The sequence below is a fragment of the Labedella endophytica genome (assembly GCF_003990045.1).
Taxonomy (GTDB): Bacteria; Actinomycetota; Actinomycetes; order Actinomycetales; family Microbacteriaceae; genus Labedella; species Labedella endophytica.
Map to the genome: position 1 here is coordinate 548,075 of NZ_RZGZ01000001.1, position 22,748 is coordinate 570,822.

21 protein-coding genes are annotated in these 22,748 nt (G+C 70.1%); 9 read left to right on the forward strand and 12 right to left on the reverse strand.

The window, feature by feature from the left end:
- Window positions 1-119 precede the first annotated feature (119 nt).
- Window positions 120-1,121 (forward strand): 3-hydroxyisobutyryl-CoA hydrolase, encoded by a 1,002-nt coding sequence (locus ELQ94_RS02620; RefSeq protein WP_127046852.1) that lies wholly within the window; start codon window positions 120-122, stop codon window positions 1,119-1,121.
- 94 nt (window positions 1,122-1,215) lie between these two features.
- Here the strand turns inward: ELQ94_RS02620 and ELQ94_RS02625 are convergent, their stop codons facing one another.
- The gene (locus tag ELQ94_RS02625; RefSeq protein WP_127046854.1) at window positions 1,216-1,482 is read right to left on the reverse strand and encodes a GlsB/YeaQ/YmgE family stress response membrane protein; all 267 of its coding nucleotides are present in this window, start codon (window positions 1,480-1,482) and stop codon (window positions 1,216-1,218) included.
- A gap of 410 nt (window positions 1,483-1,892) precedes the next feature.
- On the opposite strand from ELQ94_RS02625, the gene ELQ94_RS02630 reads away from it, so the two are divergent.
- Window positions 1,893-4,052, forward strand: coding sequence for a DEAD/DEAH box helicase (locus ELQ94_RS02630; RefSeq protein WP_127046856.1), 2,160 nt, complete (start codon window positions 1,893-1,895; stop codon window positions 4,050-4,052).
- Window positions 4,053-4,133: 81 nt separating this feature from the next.
- Here the strand turns inward: ELQ94_RS02630 and ELQ94_RS02635 are convergent, their stop codons facing one another.
- Window positions 4,134-4,361 carry a hypothetical protein gene (locus tag ELQ94_RS02635; protein ID WP_127046858.1) on the reverse strand — a complete coding sequence of 76 codons (228 nt, stop codon included), beginning with the start codon at window positions 4,359-4,361 and terminating at the stop codon, window positions 4,134-4,136.
- Window positions 4,362-4,382: 21 nt separating this feature from the next.
- Window positions 4,383-5,519, reverse strand: coding sequence for an Rv2578c family radical SAM protein (locus ELQ94_RS02640; RefSeq protein ID WP_127046860.1), 1,137 nt, complete (start codon window positions 5,517-5,519; stop codon window positions 4,383-4,385).
- Between the two features lie 181 nt (window positions 5,520-5,700).
- Here ELQ94_RS02640 and ELQ94_RS02645 point away from each other — a divergent pair, with 181 nt between their 5' ends.
- Entirely contained in the window at window positions 5,701-6,501 is an 801-nt protein-coding gene (locus ELQ94_RS02645; RefSeq protein ID WP_127046862.1) for a carbon-nitrogen hydrolase family protein, read from the forward strand.
- Window positions 6,502-6,523: 22 nt separating this feature from the next.
- Here the strand turns inward: ELQ94_RS02645 and ELQ94_RS02650 are convergent, their stop codons facing one another.
- The 3 genes from ELQ94_RS02650 to ELQ94_RS02660 are packed head-to-tail and all read right to left on the reverse strand — an operon-like array spanning window position 6,524 to window position 9,673.
- Window positions 6,524-7,309, reverse strand: a complete 786-nt coding sequence (locus ELQ94_RS02650; protein ID WP_127046865.1) for an energy-coupling factor transporter transmembrane component T — start codon at window positions 7,307-7,309, stop codon at window positions 6,524-6,526.
- Window positions 7,306-9,045, reverse strand: a complete 1,740-nt coding sequence (locus tag ELQ94_RS02655) for an ABC transporter ATP-binding protein (RefSeq protein WP_127046867.1) — start codon at window positions 9,043-9,045, stop codon at window positions 7,306-7,308. The genes ELQ94_RS02650 and ELQ94_RS02655 overlap by 4 nt, the downstream gene beginning before the upstream one ends.
- 28 nt (window positions 9,046-9,073) lie before the next feature.
- Window positions 9,074-9,673, reverse strand: coding sequence for an ECF transporter S component (locus tag ELQ94_RS02660; protein WP_127046869.1), 600 nt, complete (start codon window positions 9,671-9,673; stop codon window positions 9,074-9,076).
- A gap of 175 nt (window positions 9,674-9,848) precedes the next feature.
- On the opposite strand from ELQ94_RS02660, the gene ELQ94_RS02665 reads away from it, so the two are divergent.
- The gene (locus ELQ94_RS02665; RefSeq protein ID WP_127046871.1) at window positions 9,849-11,189 is read left to right on the forward strand and encodes an acyltransferase family protein; all 1,341 of its coding nucleotides are present in this window, start codon (window positions 9,849-9,851) and stop codon (window positions 11,187-11,189) included.
- Here ELQ94_RS02665 and ELQ94_RS02670 read toward each other — a convergent pair.
- The 3 genes from ELQ94_RS02670 to ELQ94_RS17510 form a co-directional block, all read right to left on the reverse strand.
- On the reverse strand, window positions 11,152-12,120 hold the full coding sequence (locus ELQ94_RS02670; protein ID WP_127046873.1) for a pirin family protein: 969 nt from the start codon (window positions 12,118-12,120) through the stop codon (window positions 11,152-11,154). The two genes, ELQ94_RS02665 and ELQ94_RS02670, sit on opposite strands and share 38 nt — an antisense overlap.
- The gene (locus tag ELQ94_RS02675) at window positions 12,117-12,452 is read right to left on the reverse strand and encodes a GNAT family N-acetyltransferase (protein WP_127046875.1); all 336 of its coding nucleotides are present in this window, start codon (window positions 12,450-12,452) and stop codon (window positions 12,117-12,119) included. The genes ELQ94_RS02670 and ELQ94_RS02675 overlap by 4 nt, the downstream gene beginning before the upstream one ends.
- Window positions 12,453-12,528: 76 nt before the next feature.
- Window positions 12,529-13,416, reverse strand: a complete 888-nt coding sequence (locus ELQ94_RS17510; RefSeq protein ID WP_127046877.1) for an EamA family transporter — start codon at window positions 13,414-13,416, stop codon at window positions 12,529-12,531.
- A gap of 51 nt (window positions 13,417-13,467) precedes the next feature.
- On the opposite strand from ELQ94_RS17510, the gene recQ reads away from it, so the two are divergent.
- Together recQ and ELQ94_RS02690 are read left to right on the forward strand one after the other, a co-directional pair.
- Window positions 13,468-15,354 carry a DNA helicase RecQ gene (recQ, locus tag ELQ94_RS17515; protein WP_127046879.1) on the forward strand — a complete coding sequence of 629 codons (1,887 nt, stop codon included), beginning with the start codon at window positions 13,468-13,470 and terminating at the stop codon, window positions 15,352-15,354.
- Between the two features lie 307 nt (window positions 15,355-15,661).
- Complete coding sequence (locus ELQ94_RS02690) at window positions 15,662-17,800, forward strand: acyl-CoA dehydrogenase family protein (RefSeq protein ID WP_127046881.1); 2,139 nt, start codon at window positions 15,662-15,664, stop codon at window positions 17,798-17,800.
- A gap of 56 nt (window positions 17,801-17,856) precedes the next feature.
- Here the strand turns inward: ELQ94_RS02690 and ELQ94_RS02695 are convergent, their stop codons facing one another.
- Window positions 17,857-18,816: an EamA family transporter gene (locus tag ELQ94_RS02695; protein WP_127046883.1), complete on the reverse strand. Its 960-nt coding sequence runs from the start codon at window positions 18,814-18,816 to the stop codon at window positions 17,857-17,859.
- A 70-nt stretch (window positions 18,817-18,886) separates the two neighbouring features.
- Between ELQ94_RS02695 and ELQ94_RS02700 the strand changes: the two genes are divergently transcribed.
- Window positions 18,887-19,444, forward strand: a complete 558-nt coding sequence (locus tag ELQ94_RS02700; protein ID WP_127046885.1) for a CGNR zinc finger domain-containing protein — start codon at window positions 18,887-18,889, stop codon at window positions 19,442-19,444.
- Between the two features lie 33 nt (window positions 19,445-19,477).
- Here ELQ94_RS02700 and ELQ94_RS02705 read toward each other — a convergent pair whose 3' ends face one another.
- Complete coding sequence (locus ELQ94_RS02705) at window positions 19,478-20,464, reverse strand: malate dehydrogenase (protein ID WP_127046887.1); 987 nt, start codon at window positions 20,462-20,464, stop codon at window positions 19,478-19,480.
- A 53-nt stretch (window positions 20,465-20,517) separates the two neighbouring features.
- On the reverse strand, window positions 20,518-20,973 hold the full coding sequence (locus ELQ94_RS02710) for an FAD synthase family protein (RefSeq protein WP_127046889.1): 456 nt from the start codon (window positions 20,971-20,973) through the stop codon (window positions 20,518-20,520).
- Between the two features lie 242 nt (window positions 20,974-21,215).
- Here ELQ94_RS02710 and ELQ94_RS02715 point away from each other — a divergent pair, with 242 nt between their 5' ends.
- Complete coding sequence (locus ELQ94_RS02715) at window positions 21,216-21,980, forward strand: CDP-alcohol phosphatidyltransferase family protein (RefSeq protein WP_127046891.1); 765 nt, start codon at window positions 21,216-21,218, stop codon at window positions 21,978-21,980.
- A complete protein-coding gene (locus tag ELQ94_RS17220) occupies window positions 21,977-22,678 on the forward strand; it encodes a hypothetical protein (protein WP_166404632.1) in 702 nt (233 codons plus the stop codon). Before ELQ94_RS02715 ends, ELQ94_RS17220 begins: the two co-directional genes overlap by 4 nt.
- The last annotated feature ends 70 nt before the right edge of the window (window positions 22,679-22,748 follow it).

The window sequence follows — 22,748 nt, forward strand, 5'->3', positions numbered from 1 at the left end:
ACGTTTCCGCCGGGTAACGGACGGCATGCGCCGACATCGCCGTCGGCGTGTCCCCGTCGCCGGATGGACACCGCCTCCCGCCGTTTCCGCGCTGCCGGGATGGGCCTTACTCTGGGGTCATGACGAACGACGATGTCGACATCCGCGTGGTCGGCCGCCTCGGCCACATCACGCTCGACCGGCCCGAGCGGCTCAACGCTCTCACGCCCGGCATCCTCACCCGCATCTCGGATGCCCTCGCGTCGTGGCACGAGCTCGACGACGTCGAGACCGTGCTGCTCGACGGTGCCGGTGACCGCGGATTCTGCGCCGGCGGCGACGTGCGCATGATCACCGAGTCGACACCGGAGGACGCTCGGGCGTTCTGGGAGCTCGAATACGCCACCGTCCTCCAGATCGCGACCTTCCCGAAGCCCGTCGTCGCGGTCATGGACGGGGTCACGATGGGCGGCGGCGTCGGCCTCGCCGGTCACGCGCGCCACCGCATCGTGACGGAACGATCCCGCGTCGCGATGCCCGAGGTCCGCATCGGGCTCGCGCCCGACGTCGGAGGGGCGCTGCTCCTCGCTCGCGCACCCGGTCTCCTCGGTCTGCACCTGGGACTCACGGCCGCGACCATGACGGGAGCCGACGCCGTCGCCGCGGGCTTCGCGGACGCGTTCGTCCGCTCCGACGACCTCGTCGAACTCGTCGATGCACTGATCGTGGCTGGCCCCGACGCGTCCGAGATCGTTGCGCGGGTCGCGCAGACTCCTCCGGCATCGGAGCTCCTCGCCGCGCGACCCTGGATCGACGCGGCCTACGACGCGGGCACGATCGACGAGATCCTCGCCTCGTTGCGAGCCCGCCCCGAGGCCGGAGCGGCGGAGGCTGCGGACGCCATGGGCTCGATGTCGCCGACCTCGCTCGCCGTGACCCTGCGGACCGTCGAGCTCGCCGCGCTCGACGACGATCTCGAACGGGTGCTCCACCGTGACCTCGGGGTGTCGACGGCGCTCTTCGCGCGCCCCGACTTCGCCGAGGGCGTGCGGGCGCAGGTCGTCGACAAGGATCGTGCGCCGCGCTGGGCCCCCGCACAGGTGGATCCCACTGAGGTGGAGGCAATCGTCTCCGCACGCTGATCACTCGGCATCGATCCGACGTGGTCGCGTCTGCGCCCGCACACGACGAAGCCCCCTCGGCCAGGCCGAGGGGGCTTCGTCGATCACCGCTGGATTAGGAGCGGCTCTTGCGTCCCGTGAGGGCGCCGTAGATCAGGAGCACGACGATCGCGCCGCCGATCGCGAGGAGCCAGGTGCCGATGTCGAAGAACTCTTCGAGGCCGCGGCCGAAGAGAAGGCTGCCGATGAAACCACCGAGCAGTGCGCCCACGACTCCGAGGACGAGGGTGATGAGCCAGCCGCCACCCTGCCGTCCGGGAAGAATGAGCTTAGCGATCGCACCAGCGATCAGTCCGAGAAGGAGAAATCCGAGGAATCCCATGTGTCACACCTCCATGTTGGTGCGGCGGGCCGTCGTGTGGCTCCACCGCGTACGGCCGAACCTCGACCGCTGCCCCAACGTTAGGGGTAGCTGAGAGGTATCGAGGGGGCCTTGCATCGGGGCATGCAAGCGCGGTACACGCGCGTCGGCGGGTGCGCCAGTCGGATAAGACCCCCGGGGGTCGTGCGTTCTTCTCCCCGGTGCTGTAACGTAGGCAGGTCGGTTTCTGGACACCGCGGACCATCCATCCGCGGGCCCCACTGTTTGTCTAGAGGACCGGTTCCCAGCGAAAACGCTGGTGAGATCACATCGAGTGAACGGTCCCCGGCCACACTGACGCCCGGGTATGCGCGCGCGACATCGTCGTGCCGTGAACGCTGTTTGACGCGAATCACCCAGGAAGGCATTCCATGCCCAAGAACAACAAAGCCGGCGGCGGACGTCCGGCCCGCAACTTCGATCCCTCGTACGGCCCGAAGCGCAGCTCCAGTAGCCCCGGAAGCCGCAGCCCCAAGCACCGAGGTTTCCGCGAGCAGCAGCCGGTCGAGAAGAAGGCCCGCTGGAACGCCGATGAGCGTGCCGAGCGGGCGAACGACCGGGCGCCGCGTGATGAGCGTCCCGCGCGGAATGACCGTTTCTCGCGTGATGAGCGTCCTGCCCGCACCGACCGCTTCTCTCGCGATGAGCGTCCTGCTCGGAACGATCGGGATTCGCGTGATGCACGGCCCGCGCGCAACGATCGGTTCTCGCGTGATGAGCGTCCTGCTCGGAACGATCGGGATTCGCGTGATGCACGGCCTGCGCGCAACGACCGTTTCTCGCGTGACGAGCGTCCTGCTCGGAACGATCGGGATTCGCGTGATGCACGGCCTGCGCGCAACGACCGTTTCTCGCGTGACGAGCGTCCGGCTCGTACCGATCGCTTTTCCCGTGATGAGCGTCCCGCTCGGAATGATCGCGATTCGCGCGATGAGCGTCCGGCTCGTACCGATCGCTTCTCTCGCGATGAGCGTCCTGCTCGCAACGATCGCGACTCGCGTGATGCACGGCCCGCGCGAAACGACCGGTTCTCTCGCGACGAGCGTCCGGCCCGCAACGACCGTTTCTCTCGCGACGAGCGTCCGGCCCGCAACGACCGGTTCTCGCGTGATGAGCGTCCGGCCCGCAACGACCGCGATTCGCGTGACGAGCGTCCGGCTCGCAACGACCGTTTCTCTCGCGACGATCGCCCGGCTCGAACCGATCGATTCTCTCGCGACGACCGTCCGCGACGCGACGACCGCTCCGGTTCCGGCTCGCGCGGGTCGTTCCCTGCGTCCCGCGAGGCGGGCAACCGGTACTCGCCGAACGACGACGTCGTCCTCGAGCGGCTCGAGGCCGACGCGATCCAGGCGGAGGATGTCGAGGGTGTGACCTTCGGCGACCTCGGTCTCGGCGGAAACATCACGCGCGCCCTCGCCGAACTCGGTGCCGAGAGCCCCTTCCCCATCCAGGCGGCGACGATCCCCGACGTGCTCGCGGGGCGCGACGTGCTCGGCCGCGGCCGGACCGGGAGCGGCAAGACGATCGCCTTCGGCGCTCCCCTCGTGGAGAAGCTCATGGAGAACGGCGGAGGCAAGAACCGCCAGATGGGCCGGAAGCCCCGCGCGCTCGTCCTCGCCCCCACGCGTGAACTCGCGCTCCAGATCGACGGCACGATCCAGCCCATCGCGCGCAGCGTCGGGCTCTTCACGACCCAGATCTACGGCGGTGTTCCCCAAGGCCGTCAGGCCGGTGCCCTCCAGCGCGGCGTCGACATCGTCATCGGCACCCCTGGGCGCATCGAGGACCTCATCGAGCAGGGTCGACTCGACCTCTCCGAAGTCGTCGTGACCGTGCTCGACGAGGCCGACCACATGTGCGACCTCGGGTTCCTCGAGCCCGTGCAGCGCATCCTCCGGAAGACCTCGAACGGCGGACAGAAGCTCCTCTTCTCCGCGACGCTCGATCGCGGGGTCGCGGCGCTCGTCGACGAGTTCCTCAAGAAGCCCGCCGTGCACGAGGTTGCCGGCGAGGACCAGGCGTCCTCGACGATCGATCACCGCGTGCTCGTGATCGAGCACAAGGACAAGGACGAGCTGATCGAGCGTCTCGCGAACCGCGACGAGAAGACGCTCATCTTCGCCCGCACCCGCGCCTACGCCGAGCGGCTCACCGATCAGCTCGAGGACGTGGGCATCCTCGCCGTCGCGCTGCACGGAGACCTCAACCAGGCCCGACGGACCCGCAACCTCGAGAAGCTCACATCGGGACGCGTCAACGTGCTCGTCGCCACGGATGTCGCCGCTCGCGGGATCCATGTCGACGACATCACCCTCGTCGTGCAGGCGGACGCTCCCGACGAATACAAGACGTACATGCACCGGTCCGGTCGCACGGGACGCGCCGGCAAGGAGGGGACCGTCGTGACCCTCATCACGCGCAGCAGGCAGCGTCGGATGGCGGAACTGCTCGAGCGTGCGGAGATCGACGCGGAGTTCGTCGACACCCACCCGAGCGACGACCTCGTGGCGGAGCTCGCGACTCGCTGATCCCTCATCCCGACGACGTCGAGTCGCCCTCTCTTCCACCGAAGAGGGGGCGATTCGTCACGAGGCCTCGGACGTCACCGATCACAGGGACGGGCTGCGGGAGAGATCCTCGAGGGCCTGTTCGGCCCGCTGATGCGCGAGCTCGTACGCCTCCGATCGGCCGAAGAGGGCGAGCAGCAGGCTCGCGATCGGACCGAGGAAGAACGAGATCAGGAACCAATTGAGCCGGGATCGGCCGAGCGCCGAGGCGACGGCCGCGTTGAGGGAGATGATCGCGAGCCAGCTTCCGCCGGTGAGTGCCCAGTCCATGACGCCAGCCTAGGGGCGCTGTCAGAACAAGGTCGGCCCGTCGGGCTCGGCGAATCGTACGCCGGTCGGGGGTGGCGACGGCGTCCGTACGGTCGTCGCCGTGCGGCGATCCTCGCTCGTGTGGCCGAGGGGGCGTCGCTCCCCGTCCGGGCCGCGGAACAGGCCGAGCGCGCTCGACCGGACTCCGCCTGTCGTGGGATCCTCGCGACCTTCGTCGAGACCATGAGACCGGATCAGGGGTCTGATGCGGTTGGCGAGCCACTGGCGGTAGGCCTTCGGCGCGTACGCGCCGTCTGCGTAGAGGTCGCGATAACGCGGAACGAGTTCCGGCCGGGTCCGTTCGAGCCAATGCATGAACCACGGTTTCACGCCGGGTTTGAGGAAGAGTGCCGAATACAGCACGGAGGTGGCGCCGGCCGCGGCGATGCGCTGAAGCGCATGGTCGAGGTGTTCCGTGGTGTCGGTGAGCCACGGCAGTACCGGCATGAGGAAGACGGAGCAGTCGAAACCCGCGTCGCGCGCGGCGGTCACCGTGCGCAGTCGTGCCTCGGCGCTCGGCGTCCCCGGTTCGATCGACGCCTGGAGATCGTCGTCGTAGATCGCGATGGACATCGCGATGTCGACGGGGACGTGCCCGGCTGCATCGGCGAGGAGGGGGAGGTCGCGCCGGAGGAGGGTGCCCTTCGTGAGGATCGACAGCGGAGTGCCCGACGACGCGAGCGCGCTGATGATCCCGGGCATGAGCGCATATCGCCCCTCCGCTCGCTGATACGGGTCGGTGTTGGTGCCGAGGGCCACGGGGTTGTGCCGCCACGTGGGTTTCGCGAGTTCCCGCTCGAGCACCTCCGCCACGTTGAGCTTGACGATCACCTGGCTGTCGAAGTCGGTGCCCGCGTTGAGGTCGAGGTAGGTGTGCGTGGGGCGGGCGAAGCAGTAGACGCACGCGTGGCTGCAGCCGCGGTAGGGGTTGATGGTCCAGCCGAAGGGCATGCCCGAGCCGGTCGGCACCTTGTTCAGGGCCGACTTCGCGAGGATCTCGTGGAAGGTGACGCCGGCGAACTCCGGGGTGGTGATGCTGCGCACGATGGTGTTGATGCGGGCGAGGCCCGGTAGCGTCGACGCCTCGTCGGCGCGGACCTCCTGCGTGCTCCATCTCATGAGTCTCATTAGAACATATGTTCGAATGAATGGCACTCCTCGCATCCCGTCGGATGCCCCGTCGAACCGGCCAGGTCTGGTCGCTGCAAGAACACCGAACTCGCGCCGTCGGACGGTGCAGCGATGGGGGAGAGGGGCGTTGGGGGATAGCGTGGGAGGACGACGGAGACCGGAGGACACCATGCGCGTCGCACTCGCCCAGATCGTGAGCACGGAGGACGTCGCCGCCAACCTGCTGCTCGTCGAGGAGGTGGCGGCGCGCGCGGCCGAGCAGGGCGCCGACCTCGTCGTCTTCCCCGAAGCGACGATGCGCGCGTTCGGACACCCCCTGCGCGAGATCGCCGAGCCGATCGACGGCCCGTGGGGCACCGGCGTGGTCTCGATCGCTCGGCGCCTCGACACCACGATCGTCGTCGGGATGTTCACCCCCGGAGAGGGCGGACGTGTGCGCAACACGCTCCTCCTCGCGGGACCCGACGCCACCTCCTCGTACGACAAGGTGCACCTCTTCGACGCGTTCGGCTTCCTCGAGTCGCGGACGGTCGAGCCGGGCACGACGGCGGTCACCGCGGAGGTCGCCGGAACCACCATCGGTCTGGCGACCTGCTACGACATCCGCTTCCCCGACCTCTTCGTCGCCTCCGCGCGAGCCGGTGCACGCGTCCAGATCGTGTGCGCGTCGTGGGGGGCCGGTCCAGGGAAGGCCGCGCAGTGGGAGCTCCTCGCTCGATCCCGCGCGATCGACACGACGAGCGTCGTCGTCGCCGTCGGTCAGGGCGATCCGCGCGCCGCTGGAGTCGACGCGGTGGCCGATGCGCCGACCGGGATCGGGCACAGCGTCGTGGTCTCGCCGTTCGGCGAGGTGCTCCACGCCCTCGGAGCCGACCCCGACCTGCTCGTCGTGGATCTGGACCTGAGCGCGGTCGACGACGCCCGGAGGACGCTCCCCGTCCTCGACAACCGCGTCGACGGGCTCGTCTGACGCGGACCGTGCAGAGCCCGCCTCAGACGGCGGCGCGCACGGCGACGACGACCGCGGCGGTCGCGATCCAGAACACCACCGTGAAGACGCCGTCGCGCCGTCGCAGGGGAACGAGGTGCCGTTCCGTCCTCGTCGGGTGAGCGCCGAAGGCCCGCGCGTCCATCGCGAGGGCCACCCGTTCCGCGTGCCGGATGGCTCCCGCCAGCAGGGGCACGACGGATCCCGTGAAGCGACGGACGGCCGCGACCGGGCCGCGGCGACCTCCCGTTCCGCGCACGCGGTGCGCGTGGCGGATAAGTTCGATGTCGTGGCGGAAGCGGGGGACGAACCGGTAGGCCGCGAGCGCCGTGTACCCGATGCGGTAGGGCACCCGCAGATGCTGGACCGTTGACCTGACGAAGTCGGACCCGTCTGTCGTCAGCCCGGCGATGAGGGCGAGGAGGAGGAGCGCCGCGAGCCGCAGCGCCGCGGCGAGCCCCGCGGCGAGAGACCCGAGGAAGAGACGGTACTCGCCGACCTGGACGAGGAGGACGGACTGGTCGACCGCCGCGGGATTGGACCAGACACCGAATCCGAGCGCCCCGACGGTGACGACGAGGGGGAGCCCGAGCAGGAGGAGGAGCACGGTCCTGGCTGACGGGCGGGCCCCGACGAGCAGGACGGAGAGGGCCAACGCGAGGACCGCGAGGGGCGTGGCGATGTCGCGAGACACGATGACGGCGACCATGGCGGGCAGCGGCGCGACGATTTTCACGAGGGGGTTCAGGCCGTGCAGGAATCCACCCCGCCGAGCGCCCGTCGCGTTCACGCGGAGCCTCCCCCGGGGAGCTGCTGCAGTCGAGTGAGGGATCGCCACTCGGGATGGTGCCGCAGCCCGCGGAGCGCGCGCGCGAGCGGCGGTGTGCGGAGGCCGGCGCGCTCGAGGAGCGTGTGGTCGGCCAGGACGTCGTCCGTCCGACCGTGCGCGAGTACCGCCCCGTCGTCGAGCACGACGATGCTCGACGACGCTTCGGCGACGAGCTGCATGTCATGGGTCACGACGACGACGGTGGTCCCGGCCCGGTGGAGGTCGACGAGCAGGGAGACGAGTTCGTCGGCGCGCGCCCGGTCCTGACCGAACGTCGGTTCGTCGAGGACGAGCACGTCGGCCCCGCCGATGAGTGCGGTGCCCACCGAGAGTCGCCTCTTCTGGCCCCCGGAGAGGAGGAACGGATTCACGTCGCGGGCGTCGGACAGCCCGAACCGCTCGAGGAGACCGTCGACGCGTCGCCGGACGCCGTCCTCGTCGTCCCCCGCCGATCGCGGTCCGTGGGCGAGCTCGTCGAACACGGAGTGGGTCACGAACTGGTGCTCGGGATTCTGGAACACGAAGCCGATGCGCTCGGCGACGGCGCCAACGGACGCCCGCGCGGGGTCGAGGCCGCCGACAGACACGGTGCCGCGGGGTGGACGCACGAGGCCCGCGATCGCGTGGGCGAGGGTCGTCTTGCCGGCACCGTTCGTGCCGACGACCGCGACGAACTCGCCGGCACGGATCGTGAGGTCGACGTCGCGCAGCACGGACCGGCGGGCCCGTCCACGGCCGCGCGTCACCGTGAGGGATCGCACGGTGATGGCGGCGGGAGCGTCCGGCTCCTGGCCATTCTCGAGAATCGGCGGGAGTCGCGGAAGGTCCGACCGTGCGTCGAGGGCCGCGCCGAGGTCCGCCGCCGTGAGGGGCATCCGCTCGAACGCCAGTCCCGCGCGTCCGAGGCGCAGCGCCGCTGTCGTCGCGGTGGGCAGCCAGACGCCCAACCGCTCGAGGTCCGCGGCGTGACCTCCGAGGACCGCCGACGGCGTGCCGTCGAACACGGTGCGGCCGGTCGCGTCGAGCACGACCACGCGGTCGACGAGCTCGACGGCCGCATCGAGATCGTGCTCCACGAGGACCACGGAGCGCGACCCGTCGGCGACGACGTCGCGGAGCGCTGCGTACACGTCGTCGGCACCGGCGCCGTCGAGATTGGCGGTCGGTTCGTCGAGGACGAGCACGTCGGAGCTCGCGGCGAGCGCGGCAGCGATCGCGAGCCGCTGCTTCCCCCCTCCCGACAGGATGTCGGGGTCGTCGTCACGTCGGTCCCACAGGCCCACACGGCGCAAGGCGTCTTCCGCGCCCGCCAGTACCGCGCCCACCGGCACGAGGCGGTTCTCGGCGGCGAAGCAGACCTCGTCGAGCACGCTGCGCGTCACGATCTGCGCGTCGGGGTCCTGGAACACCATCGCGACGCGCTCGCTCAACTCGGCCACGGAGTGCTCGGTGGTGTCGAGTCCCGCGACCCGGACGCGACCCTCGACGTCGGCGGCGATGACGTGGGGGACGAGCCCGTCGAGGGCGAGGGTGAGGGTCGACTTGCCCGATCCGCTCGGACCGAGGAGGAGCACGACCTCTCCGCGCGTGACCGTCAACGACGCCCCGCTCGGCGTCCAGTCGGATCGGCCGTGGTGCCGGATCCGCAGTCCGTCGACCTCGACGACGGGTAGCCGTGTGGTGTCCTCCGGCGTCATCCCCGCGGAGCCGGTCGTTCGACGGCGGTCACGCAGCGGCCATCGCGAGCGGGGCCGGGTGCTTCCGCGGGCGTCGGCGGTCCATCTCTCCCTGGACTCCCCGAGCGGCGCCCGTCGAGTCGACACCGCGCGCGACGAGGCGGGCCAACCAGGTGACGACGAGGGGGCTCACGACGAAGAGTCCGATGTAGACGGTCTCCGCGAGGGGTGGGAAATGATCGGGGCCCACGAGGATCAGAACGAAGACCCCCATGACGATGCCGGCGACGATCGCGGCGACGGCGAAGACCCAGCCCTTCCAGTAGCGATAACGCGTGACGAGGAACGGCAGTTCCTGCAGTGCCCCGATGAGGAGCCCAACCCCCACGTGCCTCCACAGGTTGACCGGATCGATGGCGGACGCGGCGAGGCCTGCGATCGTGCCCGTGAGCAATGCCACTCCACCGCGGCGGAGGAGGGTCTGCGCCACCACGCCGGGGAAGAAGTACACGCCGATGAGTACGCCGTAGATCACCGGGACGGTGAGCAGGACGACCGCGTGCAGGTAGCCGACGATCCCGAAGACGAGCCCGCCGGCGACGCCGATGGCGGCGCACGTGAGGAGGAGGCGAGTGCTCAGAGAGGTCATTCTGGCGTGCTTTCGGATCGCAGGAGAGGTGTCGTGATCGAGCGGCGGTGCAAACGTCAGTTTAGTTAGGCATACCTTAGAACGCGAGCCGGTTCGGACGATGCGGCTCGGTCGACCGTGCCGCACCGGGTGGAGGAATCCCGCCCCGGCATGCGCCGACTCCTATGCTGACTGCATGAGCGAGGCCGCAGCAGTCGGAACGTCCCCCTCCCGGTCGAGCGCCGCGAGCAGCGCAGCATCGATTGACCTCTCGAAGAGGGACCTCACCCTCGACCTGGCGCGCGTCTTCTGCGTGCTGCTCGTCGTCGTGATCCACCTCCTCATGGTCGGCGTCGGCACGGGCCCCGACGGTGGCATCGCCGTGTCGCGGCCGCTCGAGGAGCAGTGGTGGTTCGCGCCGGTGACCTGGATCGGCCAGATCATGCCCCTCTTCTTCGTCGTCGGGGGCTTCGCGTCCCTCACCGCCTGGCGGAGCCTGCGGAGGCGCGGCGGGAACGCGGCCGACTACGTCCGGAACCGGGTGCTCCGGCTCGCGCAGCCCGCCCTTCCGCTGTTCGTCTTCTACGTCGTCGCGATCGGGGGCGCCCGACTGCTCGGGGTCGACCCGGGGCTCGTCGAGGTCGCCGTCGTCGGAGCAGCCTCGCCCCTGTGGTTCCTCGCCGCCTACACGCTCTGCCAGGCGCTCGTGCCGCTCATGGCCGGCTGGCACGCGCGCGCTCCCCGGCGGGCCCTGCTCGTGCTCCTCGCCGGAGCCGTCGTGGTCGACGCGCTGCGCTACACCGCCGGTATCGACGGGATCGGGCTCGCGAACCTTTTCTTCGTGTGGCTCCTCGTCCAGCAGATCGGGTTCTGGTACGCCGACGGGTGGTTCGTGGCACGGCGCTGGTGGACCCTCGCCGTGATCGCCGCCGTCGCGTACGCCACCCTCGTCCCGCTCACGGAGTGGGGCCCGTACTCCGTCGACATGCTCGGAAACCTCAATCCGCCCACCGTCCCGCTCGTGGCGCTCGCGGTGGGCCAGGCGTGCGTGCTGCGGCTGCTCCGACCGGTCCTCTCACGGCTCATGAACACACACGCCGCCCGTGCGGCCGTGTTCGTCGTCGGCACGAGACTCATGACCATCTACCTGTGGCACCTCCCCGTCATCCTGATCGTCTCGGGGGCGGCGCTCCTCGTGCCGTGGGCGAGCCCGGCGCCCGCGAGCCCCGCGTGGTGGTGGTCGCGCCCGCTGCTGTTCGTGCTCGTCATGGCCGCGGTCTTCGCCTTGTCGTTCCTCGTCGGTCGCTGGGAGGCTCCGCGCATGGCGGGGGCGACCCCGCGTCCGGCGATCGTCGCGGTGGCGACCCTTCTCGCCTTCATCCCGCCGTTCGTCGTGATGGAGTGGTCCATGGGCCTGCCCATCGCCGTCGTGGGCAGTGTGCTCCTGTCGGTGGCGGTCCTGATGCTCGGTCGCGGCGCTCCGGATCCCGCGCGGCGGCTCAGCCCGGCTGGATCGGGCGGCGTCGACGGGGCGTGAGCCGGACCGTCGGAAGGGGAGGGGCCGGGATGCGGTCGTCCCCGTGTCCCTCGACGACGCCGAAGCGGGGGTTCCTCGCCTCCCAATCGGTGCGTGCCGCGACGATCTCGTCGTGGTCGCGTCCGACGAAGTTCCACCACATCACGAGATCGTCCTCGAAGGGCTCGCCGCCGAGCAGGACGAAGCGGGCGCCGTCCGTACTCTCGATCGCGAGCACGGAACGCCCCGATCCGAGGTAGAGGAGCGGACCGGACGAGACCCTCGTGCCGGCGACGGTGACCGTACCGCTCAAGACGAGGACGGCATGCTCGAAAGAGGTATCGAGGGGGAGCGAGACGTCGGTGCCCGGCTCCACGACGATGTCGGCCCCGAGGAGGGGGGAGAACACCATGGCCGGGGATGTCGCGCCTCCGAGCGTTCCGAGCATGACGGTGGCGGCCAGACCGGGCTGTCGGTGCACAGGGAGCTCGGTGTGCTGCTCGAAGAAGGGGGCCACGTGCGCGGAGGCCGCCGGGAGCGCCGTCCACAACTGCAGGCCATGCATCTCGGCCGGCTCCTCGGGGAGGGAGAGCTCCGAGTGAGAGATGCCGAGACCGGCCGTCATCATGTTGAGCTGCCCGGGCGCCACGACCACGTCGCTCCCGACGCTGTCGCGGTGGCGGATGTCGCCGTCGATCGGCCAGGTGACGGTCTGCAGTCCGATGTGCGGGTGAGGCAGGACCCGCATCACGGCGCTCTCGTGATCGAAGCGGTCGAGGAAACACCACGCTCCCACCATCGGCAGCGCCCGCTGAGGGAGGGTGCGGTGCACGGTGATGCCGCGGACGCCTCCGAGGGGGACCTCACGGGCGTCGAGCAGCTCGACCACGGGTCCCGGCGCACCGTCACGGTGGAGGGACGGTTCGTCCGTCTCAGCGTCGAGGCGTGTCATGGCCGGTCGCTATCCGGCCATTCGATGTCGGTCGCTGCGTCCGGGTGCTTCTCGAGCCAGGCCGCGATGAAGGGGCACCGCGGGACGATCGTCTCTCCGCGCTGCACGGCGTCCTCGATCACGGCGCGTGCGATCGCGCTGCCGTAGCCGTGCCCCTCGTGGGCGGGGTCGACGACGGTGTGGGTGAACATGACCCGACCGGGTTCGCGGCGGTAGGCGGAGAAACCGACGCGGTCCTCGCCGACCCACAGCTCGTACCGGTTCGCGTGCGGGACGTCGACGATGCGGGGTTCGCCGCTCGCCGCATCGGTCGTCGCGGAATCCGTGCTCATGAGGTCCTCGTCTCCCGGACGTCCGCCCGGATCGTGGTGCTCCGATTCTGGCACCGGAGCCTGCACGATGGAACGCTCACGCGACGGCGAGGATTCCCGCCGCTGCGAGGGCGAGAGCGAGGCCGACCCACTGCAGGGGCGCGATCCGCTCCCGCAAAACCACGGCGGCGAGCAGGATGGTGCCCGCCGGATACATCGCGATGAGCACACTCATGACGCTCAGATCGCCGGCGCGCAGCCCGACGAGGATGACGGCGTTGGCCGCCCCGTCGAGCGCTCCGCACGCGAGCGCGAGCGCGAGCCCGTTCCGGATCGCGGGACGCGCATCGACGGAGGGACGCGGTTCCGCGCGGCGCGCTCGCCCGCGGCGGACCACGAGAACGATGATCCCGAACGCCGTGAACATGATGGCGGCGTTGACACCGCGATTGAGGACGAGGGGGAGGAGGCCCGAGTCGTCGGGCGTCTGATCGAGCAGGATGAAGAAGGTGCCGATGAGCGCGCCGGACGCCACCGCCATGATCAATCCCTTCGCCGACGGCCGGACCGCCCCCTTCTCCGGGACGAAGCCGACGAGCACGACGGACACGAGTGCGAGACCGATCGCCGCGGCGGCGAGCGGGCCGAGGCGCTCGCCGCCGATGAAGCCCCACGTCACGGGCACGACCGCGGAGACCACGGCGGTGAGCGGCGAGAGGATGCTCATCGGCCCGATCGCGAGGCACGCGTAGAGGAGGAACACGGCGAGCGCCCCGGTGACACCGGACAACGCTCCCCAGACGGCGGCGGCGGTCGACCATTCCCCCGGGACGACGAGGGCGCAGATCCCGAGGATCACGAGCCCCGCGACGGCGGACACGGCCGTGGTGAGCACGGCGCTGATCCGCTTCGACGAGAGTCCGCCGAGGAAGTCGGCCGCGCCGAAGACGAGGGCGCCGACGAGCCCGAGGACGACCGTGATCACGACCGAAGCCTAGGGCAGACCGTCCCCGGTTCGGACCCTGGCGGCCCGCGGATGTCGGTGGAGGCGGGTAGGGTGCAGGGCGTGGAGACGACGATCATGCCCGACGCGCCCTCGGCGCGCGAGGTCCTGCACCGGGTGTTCGGCTACGAGTCGTTCCGGGGCGATCAGCAGGCCATCGTCGAGCACGTGGGCGTCGGGGGCGACGCGATCGTGCTCATGCCCACGGGTGGCGGCAAGAGCCTCTGCTACCAGATCCCATCCCTCCTGCGTCCGGGCACCGGCATCGTCGTGTCTCCGCTCATCGCCCTCATGCACGATCAGGTCGAGGCGCTGCGCGCCGTCGGCGTGCGGGCGGAGTTCCTCAACTCCACGCAGAGCCGAGACGAGCGCGACGGCGTGGAACGCGCCTACCTCGCGGGCGAGCTCGATCTGCTCTACATCGCGCCGGAGCGGCTGTCGTCCGAGCAGACCAAGCGCTTCCTCGAGCGCGGGCGGATCGCGCTCTTCGCGATCGACGAGGCCCACTGCGTGTCCCAGTGGGGTCACGACTTCCGGCCGGACTACCTCTCTCTCGGCGAACTGGCGGAGCGCTGGCCCGACGTGCCGCGCATCGCGCTCACCGCCACCGCGACGGCCGCGACCCATCGGGAGATCGCCGAACGCTTGTCCCTGCGCGACGCGCGCAACTTCGTGTCGAGCTTCGACCGGCCGAACATCCAGTACCGGATCGTGTCGAAGAACGAGGTGCGCAAGCAACTGCTCGAGTTCATCCGCACCGAGGGGCGGCAGGGCGGTGACGGCCCACCGAGCGCGGGCATCGTCTACGCCCTCAGTCGCAACACGGTGGAGAAGACGGCCGAATACCTCCGGGCCAATGGCGTCGATGCTCTCGCCTACCACGCGGGACTCGAGTCCTCCGAGCGCGCGCGGGTGCAGTCGCGCTTCCTCAGGGAGGACGGCGTCGTCATCGTCGCGACGATCGCTTTCGGGATGGGGATCGACAAGCCGGACGTGCGCTTCGTCGCCCATATCGATCTCCCCAAGTCGGTCGAGGGCTACTACCAGGAGACGGGTCGAGCGGGTCGCGACGGCGAGCCGTCCGTCGCGTGGCTCGCCTACGGCCTCAACGACGTCGTGCAGCAGCGCCGGATGATCGACGAGTCCCCCGGCGACCTCGCTCACCGACGCCGACTGTCGGCCCACCTCGACGCGATGCTCGCCCTCTGCGAGACGGTGGGCTGCCGGCGCGTCGATCTCCTGCGCTACTTCGGCGAGGAGTCGACTCCCTGCGGCAACTGCGACACGTGCCTCGTCCCGCCGGAGGTGTGGGATGGCACCGTTCCGGCGCAGAAGCTCCTCTCCACGGTCGTGCGCTTGAAGCGCGAGCGCAACCAGCAGTTCGGTGCCGGGCACCTCATCGACATCCTCCGCGGCAACGAGACCCCCCGGGTGCGTCAGCACGGGCACGACGCGCTCGCGACGTGGGGGATCGGAGCGGATCTCACCGACCAACAGTGGCGGGGTGTGATCCGGCAGCTGCTCGCCGCCGGCCTTCTCGCCACGCACGGAGAGTACGGGACGCTCGTGATCACGGAGGCCAGCGGCGAGGTGCTGTCGGGGGTGCGGACAGTGTCCCTCCGCACGGAGACGGGCTGGGTCACCCGAGTGAAGGCCGCTCGACCGGCCGCGGCCGACCTCGACGTCGCGGACCGCGAGCTTTTCGAGGCGCTCCGGGCCTGGCGTGCGGAGGAGGCGAAGACGGCCGGTGTGCCTGCCTACATCGTGTTCGGCGACGCCACCCTCCGCGCGATCGCCCTCGCAAAGCCCTCCTCCATCTCGGAGCTCGACGGCATCACCGGCATCGGAGAGAAGAAGCGGGCGAGCTACGGCGAGGCCGTCGTCGCCGTCGTGTCGGGGCGAGTGGGCAGCGACTCCTGATCGCGAGCATGGTGTCGTTCCCGGTAGTGGAGGTACTCCCCTTCTTGTAGAGGGTCTCTGCTTGTAGAGGGTCTCTGCTTGTAGAGGGTCTCTGCTTGTAGAGGGTCGCTGGCCGATCGGGCCCCCGTTTGTCGATTCGCACAACGGGGCGGGGCGGCGGCAGCGCGCTTTTGTGGGCCGTGGACGGCCCGTTTCCGCACCGGGCATCCTCTTCGTAGCGTGGAGGGTGCAGCAGGGTCGAGCCGGTCGCGTTCCGACGATCTCGGAGGCGATCACCGTCCGGCCACGCACGAGCAGAGGAGAATCGATGTCGAACACAGTCGACCGCACGAACGTCACGGACACGAACGACGAGGTCGCCGAGGTGGCCGACGTCACGGAGCGGGTCGACACCGGTCCGATCGACGTCCGGCCGGGCGCCGACCGTATCGACATCGAGGCGGTCCGCCGGCTCCTCCTCGGCTCCTGGCCGGAGGAGCGACTCGCGTCCCGCGAACTCGCCGCTCGGCCCGAGATGCAGAAGATCGAGGGGCAGCCGTACCCCGAACACCGCGAACGCGCACTCGAGCAGCTGAGGATGCTCGTCGAGGACGGACAGGTGCACCGCGCCTTCCCGACGCGGCTCGGTGGGGAGGACGACCACGGCGGGAACATCGCCGGCTTCGAGGAGCTCGTCGTCGGTGACCCGTCGCACCAGATCAAGTCCGGTGTGCAATGGGGGCTCTTCGGTGCCGCCGTGCTCCACCTCGGTACCGAGAAGCACCACGACGCCTGGCTCCCCGGGATCATGTCGCTCGAGGTCCCCGGCATCTTCGCGATGACCGAGACGGGTCACGGATCCGACGTCGCCTCGATCGGCACCACGGCGACCTTCGACGAGGCCACGGGCGAGTTCGTCATCGACACCCCGTTCCGCGGCGCCTGGAAGGACTACCTCGGCAACGCCGCCGTTCACGGCACCGCGGCCGTCGTGTTCGCGCAGCTCATCACGAAGAACGTCAATCACGGTGTGCACGCCCTCTACGTCCCGATCCGCGGGGAGGACGGCGGTTTCCTCCCGGGAATCGGAGGTGAGGACGACGGCCTGAAGGGCGGCCTCAACGGCATCGACAACGGCCGGCTGCACTTCACGGGCGTCCGCGTCCCGCGCGAGAATCTCCTCAACCGGTACGGCGATGTCGCCGAGGACGGGACCTACTCGTCGCCCATCGCGAGCCCCGGTCGACGCTTCTTCACGATGCTCGGCACGCTCGTGCAGGGCCGCGTCTCGCTCGACGGCGCCGCGACGGCGGCCTCGGCGATCGCCCTCCAGATCGCCATCGAGTACGGCTCCCAGCGTCGCCAGTTCACGGCGGCGTCGGACTCGGACGAGGAGGTGCTGCTCGACTACCAGCGCCACCAGCGACGGCTCTTGCCGAGACTGGCGCAGACGTACGCACACACGTTCGCCCACGACAAGCTCCTCGTGAAGTTCGACCGGGTGTTCAGCGGGGTCGCGGACACCGACACGGACCGGCAGGACCTCGAGACGCTCGCCGCCGCGCTCAAGCCCCTGTCCACGTGGGCGGCCCTCGACACGATCCAGGAGTCCCGGGAGGCCTGCGGCGGCGCCGGCTTCCTCGCGGAGAACCGGCTCGTCGGGCTCCGCGCGGACCTCGACGTCTACGTGACGTTCGAGGGAGACAACAACGTGCTCCTCCAACTCGTCGCCAAGCGACTGCTCAGCGACTACTCCAAGCGATTCCGCGGGGCGGACGCCGGTGCCCTCGCGCGCTTCGTCGTCGAGCAGGCGGCCGACCGCGCCTACCACGGGTCGGGCCTGCGCTCGCTCGGACAGACGCTCAAGGACTTCGGTCGGGTGCGTCGCTCCGTCGGCCAGTTGCGCGACACCGAGGTGCAGCGGGAGCTCCTCACGGATCGCGTCGAGACGATGATCGCCGAGGTCGCCCAGCGACTGCGCCCCGCGACGAAGCTCGGCAAGGCCGAGGCGGCCGCACTGTTCAACTCCCAGCAGAACGAATTGATCGAGGCAGCGAGGGCGCACGGCGAACTCCTCGAGTGGGAGGCCTTCACCGAGGCCCTCGAGAAGACGGAGGACGCGGGTTCGCGCCAGGTGCTCACGTGGCTGCGGGATCTCTTCGGACTCTCCGTCATCGAGAAGCACCTCGCGTGGTACCTCATCCACGGCCGTCTCTCGCCGCAGCGGGCCCAGGCCGTCGACGCCTACATCAACCGCCTCGTCGCGCGACTGCGACCGCACGCCCTCGATCTCGTTCACGCGTTCGGGTACGAGCAGCGCCACGTGCGCGCCGCGATCACGTCGGGAGCGGAGCAGGAGCGCCAGGACGAGGCCCGCGCCTATCACCGCGATCAGCGCGAGTCGGGCACGGCGCCGATCGACGAGAAGGCCCTCGCGAAGCCCGGCCGCCCCTCCCTCACCGTTTGACCTGACCCCCCTGAAAACTTCGTATGTGCTCGAATATTCGGGCACATACGAAGTTTTCAGGGGGTAGAGATGGGGGCGGGGGTCGGGAGGTCCAGGGGGGCCGTGGAGGCCCGGCCCGCTCCGTCGAGGCGGACGACGACCACGCCGGCCACGATGAGGACACCGCCGAGGGCCTGTACGACGCTCGGCACCTCGCCGAGGAGCAGCCACGCGATCACGACGGCGAACAGCACCTCGGACAAGCCGACGAAGGATGCGAGCCGCTCGCCCATCCGACCGGCCGCCACGATTCCCGTCACATAGGCGAAGGCCGTGGCGACGAGCACGATGACGCCGAGCGGGACCCACCAGGGCACGACGGCGCCGAGGAGATCGACGTCCACGAGCGGGGCTGACGCGGGGAGCGCCCCGACGAGCAGAGCCGACCCGAGCGCGATCGTCGCGACGAGGAGCCCGCCCGCCGCGAGCGCGACGGGGGGAAGCTCGGTCGGCCGCGCGGACAGGACGAAGTAGAACCCCAGGCAGATGGCGGCGCCGAGGGCGAAGACGACCCCGAGCACGTCGGGCGTGGCCCCCGTGATATCGATGACGAGGACGAGCCCGCCGATGCTGAGCGCCGATCCGCCGATCATGCGACCCCGCGGAGCCCGCCGCGTGCGCGCCCAGGCGGCGAGCACCAGCAGCACGGGGGCGAGGTATTCGATGAGGAGCGAGATCCCCACGGGCATCCGGGAGACGGCCGCGAAGTAGCAGAGCTGCGCTCCCGCGACCGCGATGATCCCGAATCCGACGATGAGGCGCCATTCGCGTCGGGCGATCCCCCAGCGACCGCGCACCGCCCAGAGCCCGAGGGGCGTGAGCACGATCGCGGCCCCCAGCGTGCGTGCGAAGACCGCGGAACCCGGCGACCATCCCGCCTCGAGCAGGGTCTTCACGAACGGCCCGCTCGCGCCGAACGCGAGAGCCGAGAGGACGCCGATGAGCACGCCGGAGGCTGGGGAGGTCGTCGCGCGCATCGTGGGGTCCTGTCAGGAGTCAACGGGTAGGATGATCCTGACACTACGACCAGAGATGTCAGGAGTCAACATGCTTTTCGCCCATGACACCGAGGTATCGCTCGTCGCGGCGGCGCTGCTCGTCAACACGTTGCCGGCGGCGTCGCGTTCGCGGGACGATGAACTGACGAGCCCGGCCGATCTCGTGTCCTTTCTCGACGCCGAGGAGTTCACCGGTTCGCGATTCGGCACGGAGGAGGAACTCCAGGCTGTCCGGGCGTTGCGCCCGCGGTTGCGCGCGATCTGGCTCGCCGAACGCGACGCGGCGGTGGACGGCGTCAACGCCCTCCTCCGTGAGGGAGCGGCGCTTCCTCAGCTGCAGCGGCACGACGGATTCGACTGGCACATCCACGCGACGGAGTCGGACGCGCCTGTCGTGACGCGCCTCCAGGTTGAGGCGGCGATGGCGTTCGTCGACGTCCTGCGCTCGGACGAGTGGAACCGCATGCGCGAGTGCGCGGCCCCGGATTGCGAGGCGGTCCTCGTGGACCTGTCGCGGAACAGGTCGAAGCGCTACTGCGACGTCGGGAACTGCGGCAACCGCATGAACGTGAACGCCTACCGGGAGCGCCGCGCCGGCTCGGCCTGATTCCTATCCCGCGGAGACCGGGCGAAAGGCGGCTCAGATCAGTCCGAGCGCCCTGGCCTGCTCGCGCTCGTCCATGAGCTCGGCGACCGACGCGTCGATGCGGTCGCGCGAGAACGCGTCGATCTCGAACCCCTCGACGATCCGCCAGGCCCCGCCCACCGAGCGCACGGGGAAGGACGACACGAGTCCCTCCGGCACCCCGTAGGAGCCGTCGGACGGGATCGCGGCGGAGGTCCACGTGCCCTCGGCGGTCCCGTCGACCCAGTCGTGGAGATGGTCGATCGCGGCAGAGGCCGCCGAGCCGACCGAGGACGAGCCGCGGACCTCGATGATCTCGGCCCCCCGGCGGGCGACGCGGGGGATGAAGGACTCGCGGATCCACGCATCGTCGAGGAGCTCGGTCGCGGCGCGGCCCTTCACGGTCGCCCGTGTGATGTCGGGGTACTGGGTCGCGGAGTGGTTGCCCCAGATCGTCACGCCGTCGACGTCCGCGACCGGAGCGTCGAGGTGGGCGGCGAGGATTCCCCGAGCCCGGTTGTGATCGAGCCGGGTCATCGCGCTGAACCGATCGAGCGGGAGACCGTCCGCGTGGCCGGAGGCGATGAGGGCGTTCGTATTGGCGGGGTTGCCCACCACGACCACCCGCACGTCGGGCGAGGCCGACCGGGCGATCGCCGCGCCCTGCGGGCCGAAGATCGCTGCGTTCGCCTCCAGGAGGTCCGCGCGTTCCATGCCGGCGGTGCGCGGGCGGGCGCCGACGAGGAGCGCGGCGTCGGCGCGGGAGAAGGCCGTGTCGGCGTCGTCGGTGACCTCGACGGAGCGCAGCAGCGAAAAGGCGCCGTCGAGCAGCTCGAGTGCAGCCCCCTCGGCCGCGCGGATGCCGGCGGGGATCTCGAGGAGGCGCAGGGAGACGGGGGTGTCGGGGCCGTAGACGGCCCCGGAGGCGATGCGGAACAGCAGCGCATAGCCGATCTGTCCGCCCGCGCCGGTGATGGTGATGGTCCGTGTCGGCTGGCTCATGGCCTCAGCCTAGGCGTCGGGGACGGGTCGATCGAGGGTGGGAGGGATCAACCTCAGCCGCGAGCGACGGCGTGTTCGGCGACGGTCGCTCCGGCTTCGAGAGAGGCGAGCGCGCGGCGTAGGGCCGTGCTCGACGTGGACATCGTGTACGGGAAGTAGACGACCTCGACGCCTACCTCGGCGAACTGCTGCTCGAGGGCGAGTCCCTGTGGGGTGCCGCGCCAGTCGTCGCCCTTGAAGAAGGTCGTGAAGCGCAGTCGCTCCCACATCTCCATCTTCGACGAGAGGTCCTCGGCCACGACCTGGTCGACATAGCGGATGTTGCCGACGATCTCCATGCGCTCGGCGAGCGGGATGACGGGGGTCACCTTCTTGCGCGAGATGAGGAGTTCGTCGCTCACGACGCCGGCGATGAGGTAGTCGCACGCGCTCTTGGCGTGCTTCAGGATGTTGAGGTGGCCGACGTGGAAGAGGTCGTAGGCCCCGGCGGCGTATCCGATGCGGATCATGCTGCACCCCTGCTCTCGTGGTGGTGGGCGTCGGCGACGCGATCGCGCGGCCGTGAAGTCGAGGGAACCTCAGGTGAGGAACTCTCACGATCATAACGACGGGAGCCGCGCGCGGCGAGAAAACCCCGTGAACTGGGGGGAGTACGAGCTGAGGGATCCTCGTTATTCGTCTGCCGCCTTCTGTAACGTGGAATCGGTCGCGCTCCGGGAGGAGCGTGTCCGGACCCGAACGAGGAGTGACCATGACGACCATCGAGCGTCCCACCGAGGGGTATCGCGCCACCGTCGCGCGGCTCGCGTCGGCCCAGAAGGGCGCGGCCAGCGGCGCGCCCGCCTACTCCATCTACGTCAATCGCAAGCTCGGTCGCTTCATCGCGGCCGCCGCCTACCGTGCGGGCATGACACCCAATGCGGTCACGGGGGTGAGCGCCCTCCTCACCTTCACGGGAATCGCGCTCCTCGCCACCGTCCCGCCCGTCTGGTGGTCGGGCGTCCTCATCTGGATCCTGCTCGCCGCCGGATACGCCTTCGACTCGGCCGACGGTCAGGTCGCTCGGCTGCGCGGCGGCGGGTCCGCCGCGGGGGAGTGGCTCGACCACGTGGTCGACGCCCTCAAGATCTCGACGCTGCACATCGCCGTGCTCATCTCGGCCTACCGCTTCTTCGATCTCCCGACGGACGCCTGGCTGCTCGTGCCGATCGGTTTCTCGATCGTGGCCAATGTCACGTTCTTCGCGATGATCCTCAACGACCAGCTGAAGTACGTGCGCGGACGCAAGGGGACGGCTGAGGCCGGCGGGGGCTCGCGACTGAGATCGTTCCTCGTGATCCCCACCGATTACGGGCTGCTGTGCTTCGTGTTCGTCCTGCTCGGTGCCCCGATGGTGTTCTTCGCCGTGTATGCCCTGCTCTTCCTGGCGAACGCCGGCTTCCTGCTGCTCGCAGCGATCAAGTGGTTCAGAGACATGGTGGCGCTCGACGCGCCGGAAACGGAGGGGGCGCGATGAGCGACGAGACGCAGGACGAGGCGGGGGAGCCGCGCTCTACCGAGGAGAACGCGGAGGTCGAGGCCCACTCGCGTCGCCGGGCGCTCGTGATCCTCGTGGTCGTGGTCGTCGTCGCCCTCGTGGGCGCGCTCGTGGCCTGGTCGATCGCGTCCAACGCGCAGGCCCCGGCCGCGACGGCATCGGCCTCCGCGAGTGCCTCGTCGGGTGCGTCCGATCCGGACGCGAGCGACGAACCGGCCGACCCGGGCGCGCCCGATGAGTCCGCCGACCCGGCCGACCCGGAGGCGGGCGGCGAGGTCACCGACGACATCCGGGAGTTCGACGACACGGCCCCCGTCGGCGACGGCGTCACCGTTGCGCTGTCCGACCTCGAGGCGGTGGAGGGAGAGGCGTCGATGCCGGGAGAGATCGCCGGGCCGTCCCTGCGCTTCACCGTCACCTTCGCGAACGACAGCGACGAGGCGTATTCGCTGCTCGGGGCTGTCACCAACGTCTACTTCGGTGCCGACCAGACCCCCGCGATCGAGCTCGCCGAGCCCGGCGGCGTCGCTCTGCCGTCCGAGGTCGCGCCCGGTGAGACGGTGACCGGCACCTTCGTCTACAACGTACCGACCGACGATCGTGGTCAGGTGCGGATCACCGTGGACTACGCGGCCGCCGAGCCTGCCGTCGTCTTCGAGGGCGAGGCACCCCGCTAAGCGCTCCACGATCGCCCACGGCGGGCGGGGTCGACGATCGTCGACCCCGCCCGCCCGTCGTCGTACGCCC